This window comes from Paracoccus sp. (in: a-proteobacteria) (assembly GCF_035556475.1).
Classification (GTDB): Bacteria; Pseudomonadota; Alphaproteobacteria; order Rhodobacterales; family Rhodobacteraceae; genus Paracoccus.
Map to the genome: position 1 here is coordinate 48,846 of NZ_DATMFA010000147.1, position 18,424 is coordinate 67,269.

The 18,424-nt window shown below is 66.8% G+C and carries 18 protein-coding genes and 1 pseudogene; 13 read left to right on the forward strand and 6 right to left on the reverse strand.

The window, feature by feature from the left end:
* Positions 1 to 74 precede the first annotated feature (74 nt).
* The 5 genes from fmt to def (VNQ78_RS21460) all read right to left on the reverse strand — a co-directional run bounded on the left by fmt (position 75) and on the right by def (VNQ78_RS21460) (position 4,639).
* The gene (gene fmt / locus VNQ78_RS21440; RefSeq protein WP_325694146.1) at positions 75 to 968 is read right to left on the reverse strand and encodes a methionyl-tRNA formyltransferase; all 894 of its coding nucleotides are present in this window, start codon (positions 966 to 968) and stop codon (positions 75 to 77) included.
* A 28-nt stretch (positions 969 to 996) separates the two neighbouring features.
* Positions 997 to 1,878 carry a dienelactone hydrolase family protein gene (locus VNQ78_RS21445; RefSeq protein ID WP_325694149.1) on the reverse strand — a complete coding sequence of 294 codons (882 nt, stop codon included), beginning with the start codon at positions 1,876 to 1,878 and terminating at the stop codon, positions 997 to 999.
* Positions 1,863 to 3,500 carry an alpha/beta hydrolase gene (locus VNQ78_RS21450; RefSeq protein ID WP_325694152.1) on the reverse strand — a complete coding sequence of 546 codons (1,638 nt, stop codon included), beginning with the start codon at positions 3,498 to 3,500 and terminating at the stop codon, positions 1,863 to 1,865. Before VNQ78_RS21450 ends, VNQ78_RS21445 begins: the two co-directional genes overlap by 16 nt.
* 96 nt (positions 3,501 to 3,596) lie before the next feature.
* A complete protein-coding gene (gene def / locus VNQ78_RS21455) occupies positions 3,597 to 4,097 on the reverse strand; it encodes a peptide deformylase (protein WP_325694156.1) in 501 nt (166 codons plus the stop codon).
* A gap of 20 nt (positions 4,098 to 4,117) precedes the next feature.
* Positions 4,118 to 4,639 carry a peptide deformylase gene (def, locus tag VNQ78_RS21460; protein WP_325694158.1) on the reverse strand — a complete coding sequence of 174 codons (522 nt, stop codon included), beginning with the start codon at positions 4,637 to 4,639 and terminating at the stop codon, positions 4,118 to 4,120.
* A 78-nt stretch (positions 4,640 to 4,717) separates the two neighbouring features.
* Between def (VNQ78_RS21460) and VNQ78_RS21465 the strand changes: the two genes are divergently transcribed.
* The 10 genes from VNQ78_RS21465 (at position 4,718) to VNQ78_RS21510 (ending at position 15,638) form a co-directional block, all read left to right on the forward strand.
* Complete coding sequence (locus VNQ78_RS21465; protein WP_325694160.1) at positions 4,718 to 5,902, forward strand: MalY/PatB family protein; 1,185 nt, start codon at positions 4,718 to 4,720, stop codon at positions 5,900 to 5,902.
* A complete protein-coding gene (locus VNQ78_RS21470) occupies positions 5,899 to 6,549 on the forward strand; it encodes a L,D-transpeptidase family protein (protein WP_325694162.1) in 651 nt (216 codons plus the stop codon). Before VNQ78_RS21465 ends, VNQ78_RS21470 begins: the two co-directional genes overlap by 4 nt.
* A 53-nt stretch (positions 6,550 to 6,602) precedes the next feature.
* Positions 6,603 to 7,979 (forward strand): MATE family efflux transporter, encoded by a 1,377-nt coding sequence (locus tag VNQ78_RS21475; protein WP_325694165.1) that lies wholly within the window; start codon positions 6,603 to 6,605, stop codon positions 7,977 to 7,979.
* A gap of 30 nt (positions 7,980 to 8,009) precedes the next feature.
* The gene (locus tag VNQ78_RS21480; protein WP_325694168.1) at positions 8,010 to 8,246 is read left to right on the forward strand and encodes an Lrp/AsnC ligand binding domain-containing protein; all 237 of its coding nucleotides are present in this window, start codon (positions 8,010 to 8,012) and stop codon (positions 8,244 to 8,246) included.
* A gap of 102 nt (positions 8,247 to 8,348) precedes the next feature.
* Positions 8,349 to 9,908: an ABC transporter ATP-binding protein/permease gene (locus VNQ78_RS21485; RefSeq protein ID WP_325694171.1), complete on the forward strand. Its 1,560-nt coding sequence runs from the start codon at positions 8,349 to 8,351 to the stop codon at positions 9,906 to 9,908.
* Positions 9,908 to 11,482, forward strand: coding sequence for an amino acid ABC transporter ATP-binding/permease protein (locus VNQ78_RS21490; RefSeq protein ID WP_325694174.1), 1,575 nt, complete (start codon positions 9,908 to 9,910; stop codon positions 11,480 to 11,482). Before VNQ78_RS21485 ends, VNQ78_RS21490 begins: the two co-directional genes overlap by 1 nt.
* Positions 11,483 to 11,509: 27 nt before the next feature.
* Entirely contained in the window at positions 11,510 to 13,105 is a 1,596-nt protein-coding gene (locus VNQ78_RS21495; protein ID WP_325694176.1) for a cytochrome ubiquinol oxidase subunit I, read from the forward strand.
* Positions 13,102 to 14,265, forward strand: a complete 1,164-nt coding sequence (cydB, locus tag VNQ78_RS21500; RefSeq protein WP_325694178.1) for a cytochrome d ubiquinol oxidase subunit II — start codon at positions 13,102 to 13,104, stop codon at positions 14,263 to 14,265. The genes VNQ78_RS21495 and cydB overlap by 4 nt, the downstream gene beginning before the upstream one ends.
* A gap of 12 nt (positions 14,266 to 14,277) precedes the next feature.
* Positions 14,278 to 14,415, forward strand: a complete 138-nt coding sequence (gene cydX, locus VNQ78_RS21505) for a cytochrome bd-I oxidase subunit CydX (protein ID WP_325694180.1) — start codon at positions 14,278 to 14,280, stop codon at positions 14,413 to 14,415.
* A 113-nt stretch (positions 14,416 to 14,528) separates the two neighbouring features.
* Positions 14,529 to 15,638: a pyridoxal phosphate-dependent aminotransferase gene (locus VNQ78_RS21510; protein WP_325694183.1), complete on the forward strand. Its 1,110-nt coding sequence runs from the start codon at positions 14,529 to 14,531 to the stop codon at positions 15,636 to 15,638.
* A 66-nt stretch (positions 15,639 to 15,704) separates the two neighbouring features.
* Here the strand turns inward: VNQ78_RS21510 and VNQ78_RS21515 are convergent, their stop codons facing one another.
* Complete coding sequence (locus VNQ78_RS21515) at positions 15,705 to 16,187, reverse strand: Lrp/AsnC family transcriptional regulator (RefSeq protein ID WP_325694185.1); 483 nt, start codon at positions 16,185 to 16,187, stop codon at positions 15,705 to 15,707.
* 123 nt (positions 16,188 to 16,310) lie between these two features.
* Between VNQ78_RS21515 and VNQ78_RS21520 the strand changes: the two genes are divergently transcribed.
* The 3 genes and pseudogenes from VNQ78_RS21520 to VNQ78_RS21530 form a co-directional block, all read left to right on the forward strand.
* Entirely contained in the window at positions 16,311 to 16,640 is a 330-nt protein-coding gene (locus VNQ78_RS21520; RefSeq protein ID WP_325694187.1) for a DUF2849 domain-containing protein, read from the forward strand.
* Positions 16,633 to 18,288, forward strand: coding sequence for a nitrite/sulfite reductase (locus VNQ78_RS21525; protein WP_325694190.1), 1,656 nt, complete (start codon positions 16,633 to 16,635; stop codon positions 18,286 to 18,288). Before VNQ78_RS21520 ends, VNQ78_RS21525 begins: the two co-directional genes overlap by 8 nt.
* Positions 18,281 to 18,424: pseudogene (locus VNQ78_RS21530) on the forward strand (phosphoadenylyl-sulfate reductase); the annotation flags it as partial. The gene VNQ78_RS21525 and the pseudogene VNQ78_RS21530, both read left to right, overlap by 8 nt.

Consider the following 18,424-nt stretch of genomic DNA (forward strand, 5'->3'; position numbering starts at 1 on the left):
GCTTGGGCCACCCTCCGCGCAGGGGTTGTGCGATTGTCAGGGCGTTGTGACGAAAATGCTGCAATCCTGACGGGTTAGCCGATGATCTCGGGCAGGGTCAGGCCGCGCAGGATCTCGGCCGCGGGCATCGGGCGCTTGCCTTCGCGCTGCGCCTCCAGCACCTCGACGGCGCCCGTGCCGCAGGCGATGGTGAAGGATGAAAGCACCCGGCCCGGCGCGCCCGATCCTTGGACCAGCCGCGAGCGCAGGAGCTTCACCCGTTCCTCGCCAATCAGGCACCATGCGCCCGGAAAGGGCGAGAGGCCGCGGATCTGGCGGTCGACCTCAGCTGCCGGGCGGGTCCAATCGATGCGGGCCTCGGCCTTGTCGATCTTCTGGGCATAGGTCACGCCCTCGGCCGGTTGGGGAACCGCGGGCAAGGGCAGGCGGTCGAGAGTCTCCACGATCAGCTCTGCCCCCAGCGCCGACAGGCGGTCATGCAGGTCGGCGGTGGTGTCCTCGGGCCCGATCGCGATGCGCGTCTCGGCGACGACCGGGCCGGTATCCAGCCCCGCCTCCATCTGCATGATGGCGACGCCGGTTTCGGCATCCCCCGCCATGATCGCGCGATGGATCGGCGCGGCCCCGCGCCAGCGTGGCAGCAGCGAGGCATGGATATTGAGGCAACCCAGCCGCGGCGCATCGAGGATCGGCTGCGGCAGGATCAGGCCATAGGCCACGACCACCGCGACATCCGCGCCAAGCGCCGCGAACCCGGCCTGATCCTCGGGCGATTTCAGCCGGGCGGGCGTCAGGACGGGCAGGCCCAGCTCCTCGGCGGCGCGCTGGACGGGCGAGGGGCGGGGCTTCTGCCCGCGCCCGGCGGCGCGCGGCGGCTGGGAATAGACCGCGGCCACCTCATGCCGGGCGGCGATGGCGCGAAGCGCGGGGACTGAAAATTCCGGGGTTCCCATGAAGACGACGCGCATCGGCCTGATCCTTGCTGTTACGCGGGCTTCATATCCCGGCCGGACGGGGAGATGCAAAATCTTGCAGGAAATCCTCGACCAGCATGGTCGCGCGGTTGCGGGCGCGCAGGTTGAACTCCAGCGGCGAGAGCGCCGAGCGCTGGCGCTGGTCGAAGCCGTGATCGGTGCCCGGGAGCACGACCGTTTTCAGCGGCACGCCCATCCCGCGCAGGCTCTCCGCCATGTCGCGGCAGGCGGGGGTGTCGATGATGCGGTCATGCTCGGCCAGGATCATCAGCCCGCGCGGTCCCTTGGGCCATGGACCCGCGCCCGCGCCGCTGATCAGGCCGCAATAGGGATAAAGCAGGATCACCGGCCCGATCTGCGCGGCCAGCGTCTCGGGCGGGGCGGGCCATTCGGTCAGTCCCGGCGGCGGCGCGTCGTTCGGCAGCCGCGCCATCAGCTCCATCGCGGACCAGCCGCCATGGGACGCGCCCAGCACCACGACCTCGCTCGGGTCGATGCCCGGCATGTATCGCAGCGCCCAGAGCGCGACGGCAAGATCGCCCGCCCGTTCGGCTCCGGGCAGGATCTGGCCGGCGCAGACCGCGCGCCATGCCTGCGCCCGGCTCAGCCGGCGCGGGGCGTGGCTGTCGACGATGATCGCGGCGCGGCCTTGCGCGCGCATGACCTGCGCCCAGTATTCCATGTTGTCATGGACCCCGTCGCAGCCCGAAAGCAGGATCGCCGCCCGATGCGGACCGGGGGTCGAGGGGCGCAGCACCCGCCAGCTTCCGGCCAGCATCCGCTCCCTCTCGATGGGGCTATGCAGGATCGGCTGCCAGCCGACGGCGTTCCGCGCGGTATTGGCTGCCAGCAGCCCCGCCACCACGAATACCGCAAGGGCCAGCAGGATCAGCGGTTGTCGCATCCGAGGAGGCCATCCTTGCCGCATTTCGCCTTGAGGCGGGCGGTGTCCTCGGCCGTCCAGCCCTCGGGCGCGCTGACCGAGACCCAGCCGTCGATATATTCCTCGGCATCGTAGATATGGCCGAAGCCCGGCGGGGTCGTGGTCGAGACCAGCATGTCCACGGCAAGCTGGAACTGGGTCACGATGGGGGTGAAGCTGAGGAGGGGCGAGACATCCGGCGCCGTCGGCTCGCGCATCCATTCCGGCGCCCGCCAGAGCGAGGCGGGATTGTAGAAGACGATCGCGTCGCTTGCATGCTGGAGGAACAGGATGCGCATGCGTCCCCAGGGCTGGCCGGAACGGTCGGGCGGGTCGAACTGGCTGGCATAGCGGATTACCTCTCCGTCATCCACCTCGGGCAGGATGAAGGGACTGCCGGGACGGCGCGCGTTATTGGCCTGCCGCCACAATTCGGAGGGGAAGGGCGGTCCGGCCCAGAACGCGCCCGAGACCGGCTCGTTCATCATCTGGAAGAGGTTCAGCGAATACATGGACGACCATGCGCCGAGCGAAATGCCGTGCAGGTAAAGCCGGGGCCGCTTGTCCGCCGGCAGGTGGCGCCAATGGTCATAGACCGCGCGCATGGTCGCGGTCGCCTGCTCAAGCCCGGCATCTGTCTCGAAGATCAGGGCGAGCGGGCTTTGCAGATAGGAATATTGCACCGCCACCGTCGCGACATCGCCGTCATGCATGTATTCGAGCGCATCATAGCTTGCCGGATCCATCCAGCCGGTGCCGGTCGGGCTGCTGACGATCAGCACCTTGCGATCGAAGGCGCCGGTGCGCAGCATCTCGTCCAAAGCGATCCGGGCGCGGGTCTCGGCGCTGCGGTCCTGCGCGAGGCCGACATAGATCCGCAGCGGCTCGCGCGCGGGGCGTCCGGTGAAGGCCTCGATTGCGGCGGCGCGGGGGCCGCCCAGCACGAAATCGCGGCCGGGTTTGCCCATCAGATCCCAGTCCGAGAGCGAGTTCGGCCCGCCCGAGCGCCAGCTTTCGGTCGGCGGCGGGATCGAGGGATCGGTCAGGTGCTGGGCCGCGGCATAGGATTGGTCGGCGACCCGCAGCGCCCAGTTCACCACGCCGTCGCGCGTGACGATGAAGACGATCAGCGCGGCGATGATCAGACCCAGCACATTCGCACTGGCCACCGGGATATAGCGCGCAAGCCTGCCGCGCAGGACGTTGAACAATCCCTGAAACGCCCAGCCGAGCGCATAGAACACGAAGAAGATGAGCGAGGCGAGCAACATCATCTTGATGGTGTTGGCCGCTTCCAGCGGCGCCATCTCCATCCGCTCGCGAATGCTGTTCTGCCAGTCGTCCGAGAGGGCGACGCAGCGGACCAGCAGCGCAAGGACCGGCAGGCTGAGGATGGCGTGGCAGATCGTCGCCCAGCGGCGCGGCAGCATGGGGATCTGCAGGCTGCGCCAGATCGCCAGCAGGAACACCGTGATGACATAGCCGGCAGCCGCGCAGACCCCGGCAAGCAGCCCTTGCAGGATCCAGTCGCGCGGTATCAGCGAAGGGGTAAGCGAGGCGGCTGCAAGCAGCAGTCCCACCAGCAGGGGAAATACGGCAACCATGCGGAACTGGGCCCCTTCGTTCAGGATCGGACCCGCGTGAGGCGGTTCGTCCGCGAAGGTTAACCCCCGTCCATCACAAAGGAAAGTCCGGCGAGATCAGCCGCGTTGCAACTTCGCGGACTTTGCGACCATCATCTTGCGCCTCAGGGGCGAGAGGTGGTCGACATACATCCGGCCGTTCAGATGGTCGATCTGGTGCTGGACCGAGGTGGCCCAGAGGCCGACGAAGTCCCGGTCCTCGATCTCGCCGCTTTCATTGAGGAAGCGGATGGTGACGGCGCGCGGTCGCTCGATCCGGGCAAAGACGCCGGGCAGGTTCGGGCTTGCCTCGTCATGGGCGCGAAGCTGGACCGAGGCGTGCAGGATCTCGGGATTGGCCATGCGCACGGCCTGACCGCGCTTGTCCGAGGCATCGACCACGGCAAGGCGCTGCATGATCCCGATTTGCGGCGCGGCCAGCCCGACGCCGGGCATCGCGTCCATCGTCTCGACCATGTCGTCCCAGATCATCCTGACGGTCTCGGTGATCTCGGACACGGGTTCGGCCGGCATGTGCAACCGGCGGTCGGTATAGGGTAGGAAGGGTCGGACGGTCATTGGGGCGCCTTCGGGATCGGTCAGGCGCGGGCGCGGTCGCGCTTCAGCTTGACCATCTTGCGGGTGATCATCTGGCGCTTCATCGGGCTCAGGTAGTCGATGAACAGCCGGCCGTCGAGGTGGTCGATCTCGTGCTGGGCGCAGGTCGCCCAGAGCCCGTCGAACTCGCGCTCATGGGTCTTGCCGTCGAGGCCGAGCCATTGGACCCGGACCTCGGCCGGGCGGGTCACCTCGGCATATTGGTCGGGGATCGAGAGGCAGCCTTCCTCATAGGTGTTCAGCCCCTCCGAGGTCCAGGTGATCTCGGGATTGACCATGACCATGGGCTGCGGCTCGGCTTCGGGATCCTTGTTGCAGTCCATGACGTAGAGGCGCGACAGCACGCCCACCTGCGGCGCGGCAAGGCCGACGCCGGGCGCGTCATACATGGTGGCCAGCATGTCGGCGGCCAGAGTCTCGATCTCGGGGGTGATGCGGGCCACGGGTTCGCAAGGCTTTTTCAGCCGCGGATCGGGGTGGATGAGGATGCTGCGCAATGTCATGAGCGTGATCTAGGGGATGGCTTGGCGTTCCGCAACAAGGCGCTATTGTGGCCCGGCGAATAGATAGCGAGTGAAACCATGACCAGACCCGATTTCGACGAGATCATCGACCGCACCGGCACCACCTGCTCGAAATGGGACGACATGCAGGCGGTTTACGGGATTTCCGCCGAGGACGGGATCGCGATGTGGGTCGCGGACATGGATTTCCGCCCGCCCGCCCCGGTCCAACGCGCGGTCGAGCGGATGGCGGCGCATGGCATCTACGGCTATCCGGGCATGAACCGTCCCTATCTCGACGCGATCTGCTGGTGGATGCGCACCCGGCACGATTGGGAGGTCCAGCCGGAATGGATCCTGAACGCGCATGGCCTCGTCAATGCGACCAGCGTTTGCGTCGACACCTTCACCCAGCCGGGGGATGGGGTGATTCTGATGACGCCGGTTTATCACGGCTTTGCCCGCGTCATCCGCGCCTCGGGCCGCGAGGTGGTCGAGTTTCCCCTTGCCGTCGAGGACGGCCAGTACCGGATGGACTGGGAGAGCTGGGGCGCGCGGATGACCGGCCGCGAGAGGCTGATGATCCTCTGCTCGCCCCACAATCCCGGCGGCCGCGTCTGGTCCCGGCAGGAACTGCGCGAGGTCGCCGCCTTCTGCGAGGCGCATGACCTGATCCTGATCTCGGACGAGGTGCACCACGATCTGGTGATGCCCGGCGCGCCGCGCCATGTGGTGATGGCGAATGCGGTCCCCGAGATCGCGCCGCGGCTCATCATGCTGACGGCGGCGACCAAGACCTTCAACATTGCGGGCGTGCATCTGGGCAACATGATCGTGGCCGACGAGGGCCTGCGCAAGGCGCTGCAGCAGAAGCTGATGGCGCTCGGCCTCTCGCCCGGCATGTTCGGGCCGGAGATGGTCGCCGCCGCCTATTCCCCCGAAGGGGCGGAATGGGTCGACCAGCTGATCGCCTATCTCGACGGCAACCGGCGCATCTTCGACGATGGGGTGAACGCCATTCCAGGCCTGCGCTCGATGCCGCTGGAGGCGACCTATCTTGCATGGGTCGATTTCTCGGGCACCGGCATGACGGTCGAGGAGTTCACCCGCCGGGTCGAGAGGGGCGCCCGGATCGCGGTGAACCACGGCGGCACTTTCGGCACCGGGGGCGAGCCTTTCCTGCGTTTCAACCTCGCGACGCCGCGCGCCCGCGTGGTCGAGGCGGTGGCGCGCCTGAAGGAGGCCTTCGGCGACCTGCAATGAAGCGGCTTGGGGCGCTTTTCTCGGCATTTTGCCTTGTCACGCTGCTTGGGGGGCTGTGGCTTCTCTGGTCGCCTGAGCAGGAGCGCCCCGCTGCGACCCCGGAACGGCCGGGAAATGGCTGGTTCTGGCCGCGGATCCCGCCTTTCGGCTGGCCCGAGTTCCGCTTGCCCGACCTGCCGCGGATCACCCTGCCGCCCCTGCCACGCCCGCCGGCCCCGCCCATCGCCTCGCCCGTCGAGCGTATCCTGATCGAGAAGGCGGCACGGCGCATGACGGTCTGGCAGCGCGAGGGCGCGCCGCGTTTCTTCACCATCGCGCTGGGTTTTGCGCCCGAGGGCGACAAGAGCCGCGAGGGCGACGGCCGCACGCCCGAGGGCATCTTCCGCATCGACCGGCTGAACCGGCAGAGCGCCTATCATCTATCGCTCGGCCTCGACTATCCGCAGAAGCGTCATCGGCAGGCGGCCCGCGACGGCGGCTATGATCCGGGCGGCGACATCATGATCCACGGCCAGCCGAACCAGATCGCCGAGGGCTACAAGGTCAAGGGCGACTGGACCGCCGGCTGCATCGCCCTGACCAATGCCGAGATCGAGGAGATCTTTGCCCATGCCGCCATCGGGACCGAGGTGGAGATTCTGCCCTGAGACACCATGACCTGCCACTTGCCGGAATGATTGCCCAAGGATAAGGCAAGGTAATGAATTTCGACCGCTACGCCCCGCATCTGCGCGCGACCCTCGCGCTCGGCCTGCCGCTTGTCGGCAGCCACCTCGCGCGCATGGCGATCAGCGTGGCCGATACGATCATGGTCGGCTGGTATGGCGTCAACGAACTGGCGGCGCTGGTCATCGCGGTTTCGTTCTTTCACATCCTGTTCTTCCTGGGCATGGGCTTCGGCATCGGCGTCATGGGCCTGATCGCGGCGGCCATCGCGCGCGATGACGAGGTCGAGGTCCGCCGCTCGGCCCGGATGGCGCTGTGGCTGTCGATCATCTACTCGATCATCGTGCTGCCCTTGCTGTGGCATTCCGAGGCGATCCTGCTGGCCATCGGTCAGGCGCCCATCGTCGCCGAGCTGGCGCAGGACTATCTGCGCATCGCGGGCTTCGGTCTGCTTGCCGTGCTGTGCCAGCTGACGCTGAACAGCTATCTTGCTGCGATGGAGCGGCCGCAGGTCGTCCTCTGGATCACGCTGGCGGGGCTGCCGCTGGTGATCGTGCTGAACTGGGTGCTGATCTTCGGCAATCTCGGGGCGCCGGAAATGGGGGTCGAGGGCGCGGCCATCGCCGCCGTCGTCGTGCAATTCCTGCAACTGGCCGCGATCACCGCCTATGCCGCCTGGCTGCCGGCGGCGCGCAAGTTCCATCTGTTCCAGCGCTTCTGGCGGCCCGACTGGACCTATTTGCGCCATGTTTTCGTGCTGGGCCTGCCGATCGGGCTGACCATGCTGGCCGAGGGCGGGCTGTTCGTCGGCTCGAACGTGATGATGGGCTGGATCGGCACGCGCGAACTGGCGGCGCATGGGATCGCGCTGCAGCTGAGCTCGATCACCTTCATGGTGCATCTTGGCATGTCGAATGCCGCGACGGTCCGCATCGGGCAGGCGAAGGGCTGGGGCGACAGCGGCTGGATGCGCGATGCCGCGGTGACCGTGACCGCGCTGTCGATCGGCCTTGCCTTGCTGGCGGTGCTGGCCTTCGTGCTTTTCCCGCGTCAGCTGGTCGGGTTCTATCTGGATGCCAGTAACCCCGAGACGCCGGCCCTGATCGACATTGCTGTGCGGCTGATGTTCTATGCGGCGCTTTTCCAGCTGACCGACGCGCTGCAGGTGATCGGGCTTGGTCTCTTGCGCGGGGTGCAGGATACGCGCGTGCCGATGGTGATTGCCGCGATCAGCTATTGGCTGGTCGGAATGCCTGTGGCCTATGGTCTGGCGTTCGGGCTGGGGCTTGGGCCGGAGGGGCTGTGGATGGGGCTGGTCGCGGGCCTGACCGTGGCCGCGGCCCTGCTGATGCGGCGCTTCTGGCGCGGTCATGCGCGGGGGGACTGGACCCCGGCGGCCGCCACGGTCTAGTTTGGCCGCGCCAAGCCAAGGAGTCTCGCGATGCGCCCGGTCTTTGTCCAGTTCCGTTGCACGCCCGGCAAGACCTATGAGGTCGCCGATGCGATCTATGACCGGGAAATCGTCAGCGAGCTTTACTCGACCTCGGGCGAATACGACCTGATCGCGAAAATCTATATCCCCGAGGGCGAGGATGTCGGCATGTTCCTTGCCGAGAACCTGTTCGACATCCCGCATATCAGCCGCACGCTGACCACGATGACCTTCAAGGCATTCTGAGAGGGCGAGGCCATGGGGGCGCCGCCCCCGCCGCGCGTTCCGCGCGACTCCCCCGGAGTATTTTCCGAACGAAGAAACGGCGCGGCAGGCGCGGGGCGGGGCATGGCCGGGGGGGCCGCGGCCCGGCTGCTCCGGCCCGAGGCGCGGGCGCTGCGCCGGGCGAGTCTGCTGTCGGTGCTGGCGGGGCTGACATGGCTGCCGATGGCCTGGATCGTAGCCGGGTTCCTTGCCGGTCTGATCGACCGGGGCGAGGCGCGGGTGGGCGCGGTCTGGCTGCTGCTGGGGCTGGGGCTGCTGCGCCTCGGGCTGTCGTTGGGCGCCGAGCGTCTGGCGCAGGGCAGCGCGCGGCAGGCGCTTGGCCGGCTGAGGAGAGAGCTGCTCGACCATGTCGCGCGCCGGGCCCGCAAGGGCAGGGCCGGGGCGATCGTGTCCCTGGCCGGCGACCAGCTTGCCCTGCTGGGCGTCTTCGCGGCGCGCAATGCTCTGGTCCGCGACCGGACGCTGGCGGTGCCGCTGGTGGTTCTGCTGGCGGCGTTCGTGACCGCCTGGGCGGGCGGGTTGATCCTGCTGATCGCGGGGCCTGCGATCATCGTCTTCATGATCCTGATCGGGCAGGCGGCAGGGCGCGCCAGCCGTGCGCAGCTGGGCGAGATGGGCAATATGGGCGCCCTGCTGGCCGACCGGGTCGGCGCCTTGCCCGATATCCGGCTGCTGGGCGCGACGGCGGCGCTGTCCGAGGGTTTCGCGCGTGCGGCGGACCGCTTGCGGGGGCGCACGATGCGGGTGCTGGGCATCGCCTTTCTCTCCTCGGCCGTGCTGGAGCTGTTCGCGGCATTGGGCATTGCGATGATGGCGGTGTTCTGCGGATTTTCCGTCCTGGGCGAGATCGGTTTCGGAACCTGGGGCGGGCCGCTCGGGACGCGGCAGGCGCTGTTCCTGCTGCTGATCGCGCCGGAGTTCTTTCAGCCGCTGCGTGATTTTGCCGCGCTCTGGCATGACCGTGCCGCTGCGGAGGCCGCTGCCTCGGCCATGCTGGGCGAGATGGAGGACGGCGAGATGCTGCCCGGTGACGGCATGGCCGGAGGGATCCTGCTGCGTGGCGTGTCGCTGCGCGGGGTTGATTATTCCGACCTGAGCCTTGCCCCCGGCGCTGCGCTGGCGCTGACAGGGCCGAGCGGGGCCGGAAAGACCAGTTTGCTGCGTATTCTCGCCGGGCTGGAGATGCCGGAACAGGGCGAGGTGCGCCGGCCGGTGCGAGGCGGGATCGGCTGGATGCCGCAGCGGGTGCATTTCCTTGACGCGAGCCTTGAGGAGAACCTGCGGCTGGGGCGCGAGGGCGATCTGGACGCGGCGCTGGCCGGGGCGGCTGCCGGCCATCTGGTCGAGGGCTTGCCCGAGGGGCTGGCGACGCGGCTGGGCGAGCGGGGGGCGGGTCTCTCTGGCGGCGAGGCGCGGCGGCTGACGCTGGCGCGCGCGCTTTACGGGGGGCCGGTCTGGATCCTTGCCGACGAGCCGACCGCCGATCTGGATGCCGAGACCGCGGCCAACGTGACGCGGGGCCTGCTTGCCGCGCATCGGGCCGGGGCGGGCCTGGTGGTTGCCACCCATGATGCCGCGCTGGTCCGGGCGATCGGGCGCGAATACCCGGTCGGGGGTCCGTGATGCGGCGGGTCTGGCGCGTGATGGCGGCCTCATCGGCCATGGGCTGGGCCATGCTGCTGGCGGTGCTGGTGGTTCTGGCGGGCGTGGGCCTTTTGATGCTGTCGGGCTGGTTTATCAGCGCCGCCGCCTTGGCCGGGCTGGCGGGCTATGCCGGGGGCAGCGTCGCCTTTGACGTGTTTCGCCCCGCGGCCTCGGTCCGGGGGCTGGCGCTGATCCGCACCGCGGCCCGCTATGGCGAGCGGATCCTGGGCCATGACGCCACCCTGCGCGCTGTCGTGGGCCTGCGTGGGGCGGTTCTGGCGGGCCTTTCGACCCTGCCCTGGCGGTCGATGCTGCGGCTGAGGCGCGGGCCCGCGCTGGCGCGGGTGGTGAGCGATACCGACATCCTCGACGGGTTGCCGCTGCGGCTGGTGCTGCCGGGCCTTGCCGGAGTCGTGGTCATGGCGTTGGCGTTTCTGCTGATCGGCACCGTTGCGGGTTGGAGGCTGGCGCTGTGGATCTGCGGCTGCCACCTCGCGGCGGCGCTGGTGTCGATCCTCTGGGGGGTGCGGCGCTCGATGCGGGTCGCGACCGGGCTTGACGAGGCCGAGCAGGATTTTCGCAGCCATGCGCTGGATCTGGTCGCGGCCCGCGACGACCTGCTGGTCTACGGCCGGCTGGAAGCGCAACTTGCCTTGGCGATGGCGGCCGAGGCGCGGGCGGCGGAGCAGACCCGCGAGGCCGAGGCGACCGAGCGCGGCATCGCGCTGTTGCAGGAAACCGGCCGCCTTGCCGCGATGGCCGGGGCGCTGGTGTTGGGGGCGAAGGGCGTGCTCGACGGCACGCTTGGCCCCGCGCTGGCCGCCATGGGGTTTTTCGCGGCGCTCGCGCTGGCCGAGGTGGTCGCGCCGCTCAGGCGCGCGGTCAGCGATTGGGGGCGTATCCGCAATGCGGCGGCGCGGGTTGCCCCGGTGCTGGATGCCCCGCAGCCGGAGCCTGCCGGCGAGGCGCCGGTGGCGCTGCCTCTGGCCGTCGACGGGATCCTGCTGGGACCGGGGCAGGTGCTGGGCATCTCGGCCCCCAGCGGGGCGGGGAAATCGACCCTGCTTGCGCGGATCGCGGGACTGCTTCCGCCGGAGGGGCATCGGATCACCCTGGGCGGGCGTCCGGTCGAGGACTGGCCCGAGGGCGAGTTGCGCTCGGTCCTGATGCTGGTGCCGCAGCGAAGCGCGCTGATCGCCGGAACCCTGCGCGAGAATCTGGCGCTGGCCGCCCCCCGCGCAACCGAGGCCGAGATGGGCGAGATGCTGGCCGCGATGCGGCTTGACCACTTGCCGGGCGGCCTCGACCTGCGGCTTTCCGACGGAGGCGCGCCGCTTTCCGGGGGCGAGGCCCGCCGGGTCGCATTGGCCCGCGCCCTGCTGAAACGCCCGGCCATACTGTTGCTGGACGAGCCCACCGAGGGCATGGATGACGCGCTTGCCGAACAGATAATGACTGCAATACGATTGTTATCGTGCGATATTCCGATCGTAGTTGCGTCACATCGTCACTGCGACCTCGATATAGCTACTCAAGTTCTGGATCTGGAATAGACTTTTTCCCGTACCGAGGAGAGAGCCATGGAATTCGGAGTTGTCGAACTTTCCCGCCTGCAATTTGCCGCAACGGCAATGTTTCATTTTCTGTTTGTTCCCCTGACGCTCGGACTTTCGGTCATCGTTGCAATCATGGAGACGGTCTATGTGATGACCGACCGTCCCATCTGGCGCCAGATGACCAAGTTCTGGGGCACGCTTTTTGGGATAAACTTCGCCATTGGCGTCGCAACGGGCGTCACGATGGAATTCCAGTTCGGCATGAACTGGGCATATTACTCGCATTATGTCGGAGACATTTTCGGCGCCCCCCTCGCGATCGAAGGGTTGATGGCCTTTTTCCTCGAAGCCACTTTTGTCGGCCTCTGGTTCTTTGGCTGGGAGAAACTTTCCAAGCGCCAGCACCTCGTTGTCGGCTGGCTGGTCGCGCTGGGGTCGAATTTCTCGGCGCTCTGGATTCTGATCGCGAATGGCTGGATGCAATTTCCGGTCGGGGCAGAGTTCAATCCGATCTCGATGCGGATGGAGATGCTCAATTTCTTCGACGTGGTATTCAACCCGGTCGCTCAGGCAAAATTCGTCCATACCGTCAGCGCGGGATATGTCACGGCCTCGGTCTTCGTGCTGGGCGTCTCGGCTTGGTATCTGCTGCGTGGGCGCCATGTCGATCTTGCGCGGCGTTCGATCGCGGTGGCCTCGGCTTTCGGCCTTGCCTCGGCGCTGTCGGTGGTCGTGCTGGGTGACGAATCCGGCTATAGCGCCGGCGTGAACCAGAAGATGAAGATGGCCGCGATCGAGGCCATGTGGGAAACCGAGCCCGCCCCCGCGAGCTTCACCGTATTCGGCTGGCCCGACCAGCAAGCGCGGGAGACGAAATGGGCGATCCATGTTCCCTATGTCATGGGCATCATCGGCACGCGTTCGCTGACACAGGAAATCCCCGGCATCTATGAGCTTGAGCGCGAGGCCGAGGCGAGGGTCCGCAACGGCATCATCGCCTATGACCTGCTGATGCAGATGCAGGACCAGCGCGGCACGGGCGTCGATCCTGCGCTGGTTGCGCAATTCCGCGAGCATGGCGACGACCTTGGCCACGCCCTGCTGCTGAAGCGCTATCTGGACGATCCCCGTCAGGCGACGGAAGCGCAGATCCAGCAGGCCGCGATGGATACCGTGCCGACCGTCTGGCCGATCTTCTGGGCGTTTCGGATCATGGCCGGGCTGGGCTTCTGCTTCATCGCGACCATGGCCTATTTCTTCTGGCGGGCCTCGTTCCGGCGGATGAGCTTTCCGCGCTGGTCGCTGCGTCTTGGGGTGATCATGATCCCCGCGCCCTGGATCGCCGCCGAAATGGGCTGGATCGTCGCCGAATACGGCCGCCAGCCCTGGACCGTGGCCGAGGTGCTGCCGACCGCGCTTTCGGTCAGCCATCTCAGCGTGGCCGAGGTGGCGCTGACGCTATGCGGCTTCTTCCTGCTCTATTCGGCGCTTTTCGTCGTCGAGATGGGGTTGATGTTCAAATACATCCGAAAAGGCCCGCATGAGGATGTCGAATATACAAGGGCATGGGTCGAGCGGCACGAGGCGCTGCTGACCGCCGGAGCGGAGGTTCGCAAATGATCCTGTTCGAGCTTGTGCCCTTCGAATTCCTGCGCGTGGTCTGGTGGCTTCTCCTCGGGGTGCTGCTGATCGCTTTTGCCCTGACGGACGGCTTCGATATGGGGACCGGGGCCTTGCTGCCCTTCGTCGCCAGGACCGATACCGAGCGTCGCGTCGTCATCAACACGATCGGCCCGGTCTGGGAGGGGAACCAAGTCTGGTTCATCCTTGGCGGCGGCGCGATTTTTGCGGCCTGGCCGCCGCTCTATGCGGTCAGCTTCTCGGGTTTCTACCTCGCGATGTTCCTGATCCTCGTTGCGCTGATCCTGCGTCCGGTGGGCTTCAAATATCGCAGCAAGCGCGACGATCCGGCCTGGCGCAATTTCTGGGACTGGGCGCTTTTTGTCGGGGGCGCGCTGCCGGCGCTGCTCTTCGGCGTGGCGGTCGGCAATGTCCTGCTGGGCGTTCCCTTCCACCTGACCCCGGACCTGATGCCGATCTATGAGGGCGGGCTGTTCGGCAAGCTCTTCGGGCTGCTGCGACCCTTCGCGCTGCTCTGCGGGATCGTGTCGCTGTCGATGCTGATCATGCATGGCGCGGGCTGGCTGGTCCTGAAAACCACGGGCGAGATTCAGTCGCGCGCCCGCGCCTTTGGCCAGACGGCGGCGCTGATCGTGCTGGCGGGCTATGCGCTGGCCGGGCTGTGGCTGGCCTTCGGGATCAGCGGCTATGCATTCGTCACCGAACCGCCACATGATGGGCCGTCCAACCCCCTCCTGTCCGAGGTCACGCGATCGGGCAGCTGGCTTGCGGCCTATGCGCTGCGGCCCTGGATCATCATCGCACCGGTCATGGGCTTTGTCGGAACCTTCATGGCCCGGCGCGCGCTCTCGACCGGGGGGGAGGTCTCGCCGCTGCTCTGGTCCAAGATGGCGATCTTCGGGATGATCTCCTCGGTCGGGCTGGTGATGTTTCCCTTCATCCTGCCCTCGTCGACCGAGCCCAACAGCTCGCTGACGGTCTGGGACGCCTCTTCCTCGCATCTGACGCTGTTCGTGATGCTGGTCGTGGGGCTGATCTTCCTGCCCATCATCATGGCCTATACGGCCTGGGTCTATCGCGTGCTCTGGGGCAAGGTCACCCCGGAGGATGTCGAGGATCCCGAACGCCACGCTTATTGAGGAGATGCCGACATGTGGTATTTCGCCTGGATCCTCGGCCTGCCGCTTGCTGCGGGATTTGCCGTGCTGAACGCGATGTGGCTGGAGATGGACGAGGATCGCCGCATGATCCGCGGCGAGGATCCCGTGCCGAAGCGGGGCAGGATCTGAAGCGCCGCGGTTTCGCCGTTGCGAATGGGTATTTATAAAACGGTGAAAGGGCGAGGCGCGGGGCCGAACGAGACCCCTTGCAAGGACCGTCGGTTTCAGGTTCTGGTTCGGCCATGACACGTCTTCGCTTTGCCCCGATCCCCGATGCCCTGCCGGCCTCGGTTCCATTTACCGGCCCTGAAACGCTGGAGCGGCGCCGCGGCGCTGCCTTCCGCGCGCGGCTCGGAGCCAATGAGAACGGCTTCGGCCCCTCACCCAAAGCGGTGGAAGCCATGGCGCGCGCCGCGAGCGAGGTCTGGAAATACGGTGATCCCGACAGCTACGAGCTGCGCGAGGCGCTGGCCGCGCATCATGGTATCGACCCGGCCAATATCATGCTGGGCGAGGGCATCGACGGCTTGCTGGGCCTGCTGGTCCGACTGACGGTAGCACCGGGCGAGACTGTCGTGACCTCCGAAGGGGCCTATCCGACGTTCAACTATCACGTCGCGGGCTTCGGCGGACGGCTCCACAAGGTGCCCTATCGGGATGATGCCGAAGACCCGGAGGCGCTTCTCGAAGCAGCCCGGCATACCGGGGCGCGGCTCGTCTATTTCGCCAACCCGGACAATCCGATGGGAAGCTGGCATCCGGGCGCGACGGTCACCGCGATGCTTGATCGTTTGCCGGAGGGCACGCTTCTCGTCCTCGACGAAGCCTATGCCGAATTCGCGCCGGGTGATGCCATCCCCCGCATTGATCCCGAGGACGAGCGCGTGGTCCGCTTTCGCACCTTCTCCAAGGCCTATGCCATGGCCGGTGCGCGGATCGGCTATGCGATCGGGCCCAGGCCGCTCATCGCGGGCTTCGACCGCATCCGCAACCATTTCGGCATCAACCGGATTGCCCAGATCGGCGCGCTTGCCGCGCTGGCGGATGGTAACTGGCTGGCCCGGACCCGCGAGAAAGTCGCCGAGGCCCGGTTGCGCATCGCGGAAATCGCGCAGGCAAACGGGCTTGTGGCGCTGCCCTCGGCCACGAATTTCGTCGCGATCGATTGCGGCCATGACGGCGCCTTCGCCCGCCGCGTCCTCGCCGCGCTCGAAAGTCGGGGCATTTTCGCCCGGATGCCCGGCACCGCTCCGATGGATCGCTGTATTCGCATCTCCTGCGGTCCTGCCGAGGAACTCGACATCCTCGCCGAGGAATTGCCGCTCGCCCTGGCCCGCGCCCGCGAGGGGTGATTTCTGGCGCGACGTCTGCCCTTCACCGTTTTCCAAATACCCCCCGCGGCCGTGCCACGGGCGTGATCAGTCGAGGGGGAGCGCGGTCGTCGCCTTCAACTCCTCCATCGACAGAAGCGCGGTCACGTTGTGGATCTTCACCTCTGAGATCAGCGCCTGATAGAAGCGGTCATAGGCGCGGGCGTTCCTGACCCGGACCTTCAGGATATAGTCGATATCGCCGGCAAGCCGGTGCGCCTCGATCACCTCGGGGCGGGCGCGCACCGCTGTCAGGAATTTCCGCGCCCAGTCCGGGTCATGCTCGCTGGTGCGGATCAGCACGAAGAAACAGGCGTCCAGCCCCAGCGAATCCGGGTCGAGCAGCGCGACCTGTCCGCGGATCACTCCGGCCTCGCGCAGCTTGCGAATCCGGTTCCAGACCGGGGTCTTCGAGGCCCCCACCCGGGCGGCAATGTCGTCCAGCGACAGGGTCGCGTCCTCCTGCAGCAGGGACAGGATTTTACGATCAGTATCGTCCAGCCGGATGGGAGTTTGTCTGTCTTGGCTCATCGGAAAATCTGGTCCTGTTTGCGCGGCATATGGCTGGAACACGTTTCTTATTTTTCCACCCCACTCGTCAATATGGGGGAGATTTTTCTATATATCAGGAACACATCCCGAAAGGCACAGGCCATGTCCAAGACCTTCACTCCGACGCAAGCACGACCCGCCGTCATCACCGCGAATGACCTGCGCATGGGCCATTGCGTGTGGATGCGTGAAGGGGGCTGGACCTCCGACCCGCGCGAGGCGCAGCTTTTCGAGGACGAGGCGATTGCCGATCTCGCCATGCTCGAGGCGATGGGGCAGGCGAACGTCGTCGTCGGTCCCTATCTGGCCGAGGCGAAGCGCGGCACCGACGGTCGCCCCGAGCCCACCCATTTCCGCGAGGCGTTTCGCCGGCGCGGCCCGTCCAACTACTTCCATGGCAAGCAAGCCGATCTAGAGGCCAGTAATGTTTGACGCCCGCCCCCAGCATAACGAATACCTGCGCCACCGGGCGCAGCAGTTCCGCCAGCAGGTTGCCCGGCGGCTCGACGGCAGCCTGACCGAGGACGAGTTTCGCCCGCTGCGGCTGATGAACGGCGTCTACCTGCAGCTTCATGCCTATATGCTGCGCGTCGCCATTCCCTATGGCACGATCAGCCCCGACCAGATGCGCACGCTGGCGCTGCTGGCCCAGAAATGGGACAAGGGCTATGGCCATTGGACCACGCGCCAGAACATCCAGTACAACTGGCCGACGCTCGTGGACATTCCCGACATGCTGGACGCGCTGGCCGATGTTGGCCTCCATGCCATTCAGACCTCGGGGAACACGATCCGCAACGTGACGACGGACGCCTATGCCGGTGCCGCCGCCGATGAGGTGACCGATCCGCGCCCCTATGCCGAGCTGCTGCGCACCTGGTCGACCGACCATGCCGAATTCCAGTTCCTGCCGCGCAAGTTCAAGATCGCCATCTCCGGCGGCGAGAAGGACCGCGCGGTCATCGCCGCCCATGACATCGGCCTGCGTCTGCGCCGGAACGACAAGGGTGAGCTGGGCTTTCAGGTCTGGATCGGCGGCGGCCTTGGCCGCACCCCGCTGCTGGGCCAGGTCGTCCGCGAGTTCCTGCCCGAGGCCGATCTGCTGCCCTATGTCGAGGCGATCATCTCGACCTACAACCTGTCGGGTCGCCGCGACAACAAATACAAGGCCCGGATCAAGATCACCGTGGCCGAGCGCGGCCTCGACGTCATGCGCGAGGAGATTGAGCAGGAGTTCGAGAGCCGCCGTGCCACCTTCACCGGTATCGATCAGGATCTGGTCGAGGAGTTCCGGGCTGTCTTTGCCGCCCCCGCCTTCCGCGATGAGGGAGAGGGTGATTTCGAGGCGCAGCGCGCCGCGAATGCGGGCTTCCGCAGCTGGACCGATACCAACCTCTCGGCCCACAAGGCGCCGGGCTATGCCAGCGTCATGGTGACCTTCAAGGCGCCGGGCCAGACACCAGGCGACGCCTCGGCCGAGCAGATGCGCCTGCTGGCCGACCTGGCCGAGCGCTATGGCCATTACGACCTGCGCATCAGCCATGACCAGAACGTCGTCCTGCCGCATGTCCACAAGTCGGACCTTCATGCGCTTTATCAGGAACTCAGGGCCGCGGGTCTCGCGACCGCCAATGCCGGGCTGATCAGCGATATCGTCGCCTGCCCGGGCATGGATTACTGCACGCTGGCCACCGCGCGTTCGATCCCGATCGCGCAGGAGATCGCCGAGCATTTCCGCGCCCGCGATATCGAGAGCGAGATCGGCAAGATCGACATCCGCATCTCGGGCTGCATCAATGCCTGCGGTCATCACCATCTGGGCCATATCGGCATCCTCGGCCTCGACCGGGCCGGTGTCGAGAACTACCAGATCACGCTGGGCGGCGATGGCTATGACATTCCCGCCATTGGCCAGAAGCCCGGCGCAGGTTTCCCGGCCGAGGAAGTGGTGGGCGCCATCGACCGGCTGATCGACACCTATCTGGACCTGCGCGACTCGGACGAGGAACGCTTCATCGATGCGTATCGTCGCGTAGGGGCGGCTCCGTTCAAGGCGGCGCTGTATCAGGCCGATGCTTGACGGGACCCTCGACGATCGCGCCAAGCTGCTCAACGAGCGCTACAAACATCACGCCGCGACCGAGGTGTTGCGGCGCGCCCTGAACGATCCCGATCTGGGCCGCGTGACGATGGTGTCGTCCTTCGGCTCGGAATCG

Coding starts and splice junctions, on each gene's coding strand:
- fmt (WP_325694146.1), bottom strand. CDS start 968: ATGCGCGTCGTCTTCATGGGAACCCCGGAATTTTCAGTCCCCGCGCTT.
- def (WP_325694156.1), bottom strand. CDS start 4,097: ATGACCGTCCGACCCTTCCTACCCTATACCGACCGCCGGTTGCACATG.
- VNQ78_RS21465 (WP_325694160.1), top strand. CDS start 4,718: ATGACCAGACCCGATTTCGACGAGATCATCGACCGCACCGGCACCACC.
- VNQ78_RS21520 (WP_325694187.1), top strand. CDS start 16,311: ATGTCCAAGACCTTCACTCCGACGCAAGCACGACCCGCCGTCATCACC.
- VNQ78_RS21490 (WP_325694174.1), top strand. CDS start 9,908: ATGCGGCGGGTCTGGCGCGTGATGGCGGCCTCATCGGCCATGGGCTGG.
- VNQ78_RS21470 (WP_325694162.1), top strand. CDS start 5,899: ATGAAGCGGCTTGGGGCGCTTTTCTCGGCATTTTGCCTTGTCACGCTG.
- cydB (WP_325694178.1), top strand. CDS start 13,102: ATGATCCTGTTCGAGCTTGTGCCCTTCGAATTCCTGCGCGTGGTCTGG.
- cydX (WP_325694180.1), top strand. CDS start 14,278: ATGTGGTATTTCGCCTGGATCCTCGGCCTGCCGCTTGCTGCGGGATTT.
- VNQ78_RS21515 (WP_325694185.1), bottom strand. CDS start 16,187: ATGAGCCAAGACAGACAAACTCCCATCCGGCTGGACGATACTGATCGT.
- VNQ78_RS21450 (WP_325694152.1), bottom strand. CDS start 3,500: ATGGTTGCCGTATTTCCCCTGCTGGTGGGACTGCTGCTTGCAGCCGCC.
- VNQ78_RS21525 (WP_325694190.1), top strand. CDS start 16,633: ATGTTTGACGCCCGCCCCCAGCATAACGAATACCTGCGCCACCGGGCG.
- VNQ78_RS21475 (WP_325694165.1), top strand. CDS start 6,603: ATGAATTTCGACCGCTACGCCCCGCATCTGCGCGCGACCCTCGCGCTC.
- VNQ78_RS21485 (WP_325694171.1), top strand. CDS start 8,349: ATGGCCGGGGGGGCCGCGGCCCGGCTGCTCCGGCCCGAGGCGCGGGCG.
- VNQ78_RS21510 (WP_325694183.1), top strand. CDS start 14,529: ATGACACGTCTTCGCTTTGCCCCGATCCCCGATGCCCTGCCGGCCTCG.
- def (WP_325694158.1), bottom strand. CDS start 4,639: ATGACATTGCGCAGCATCCTCATCCACCCCGATCCGCGGCTGAAAAAG.
- VNQ78_RS21445 (WP_325694149.1), bottom strand. CDS start 1,878: ATGCGACAACCGCTGATCCTGCTGGCCCTTGCGGTATTCGTGGTGGCG.
- VNQ78_RS21480 (WP_325694168.1), top strand. CDS start 8,010: ATGCGCCCGGTCTTTGTCCAGTTCCGTTGCACGCCCGGCAAGACCTAT.
- VNQ78_RS21495 (WP_325694176.1), top strand. CDS start 11,510: ATGGAATTCGGAGTTGTCGAACTTTCCCGCCTGCAATTTGCCGCAACG.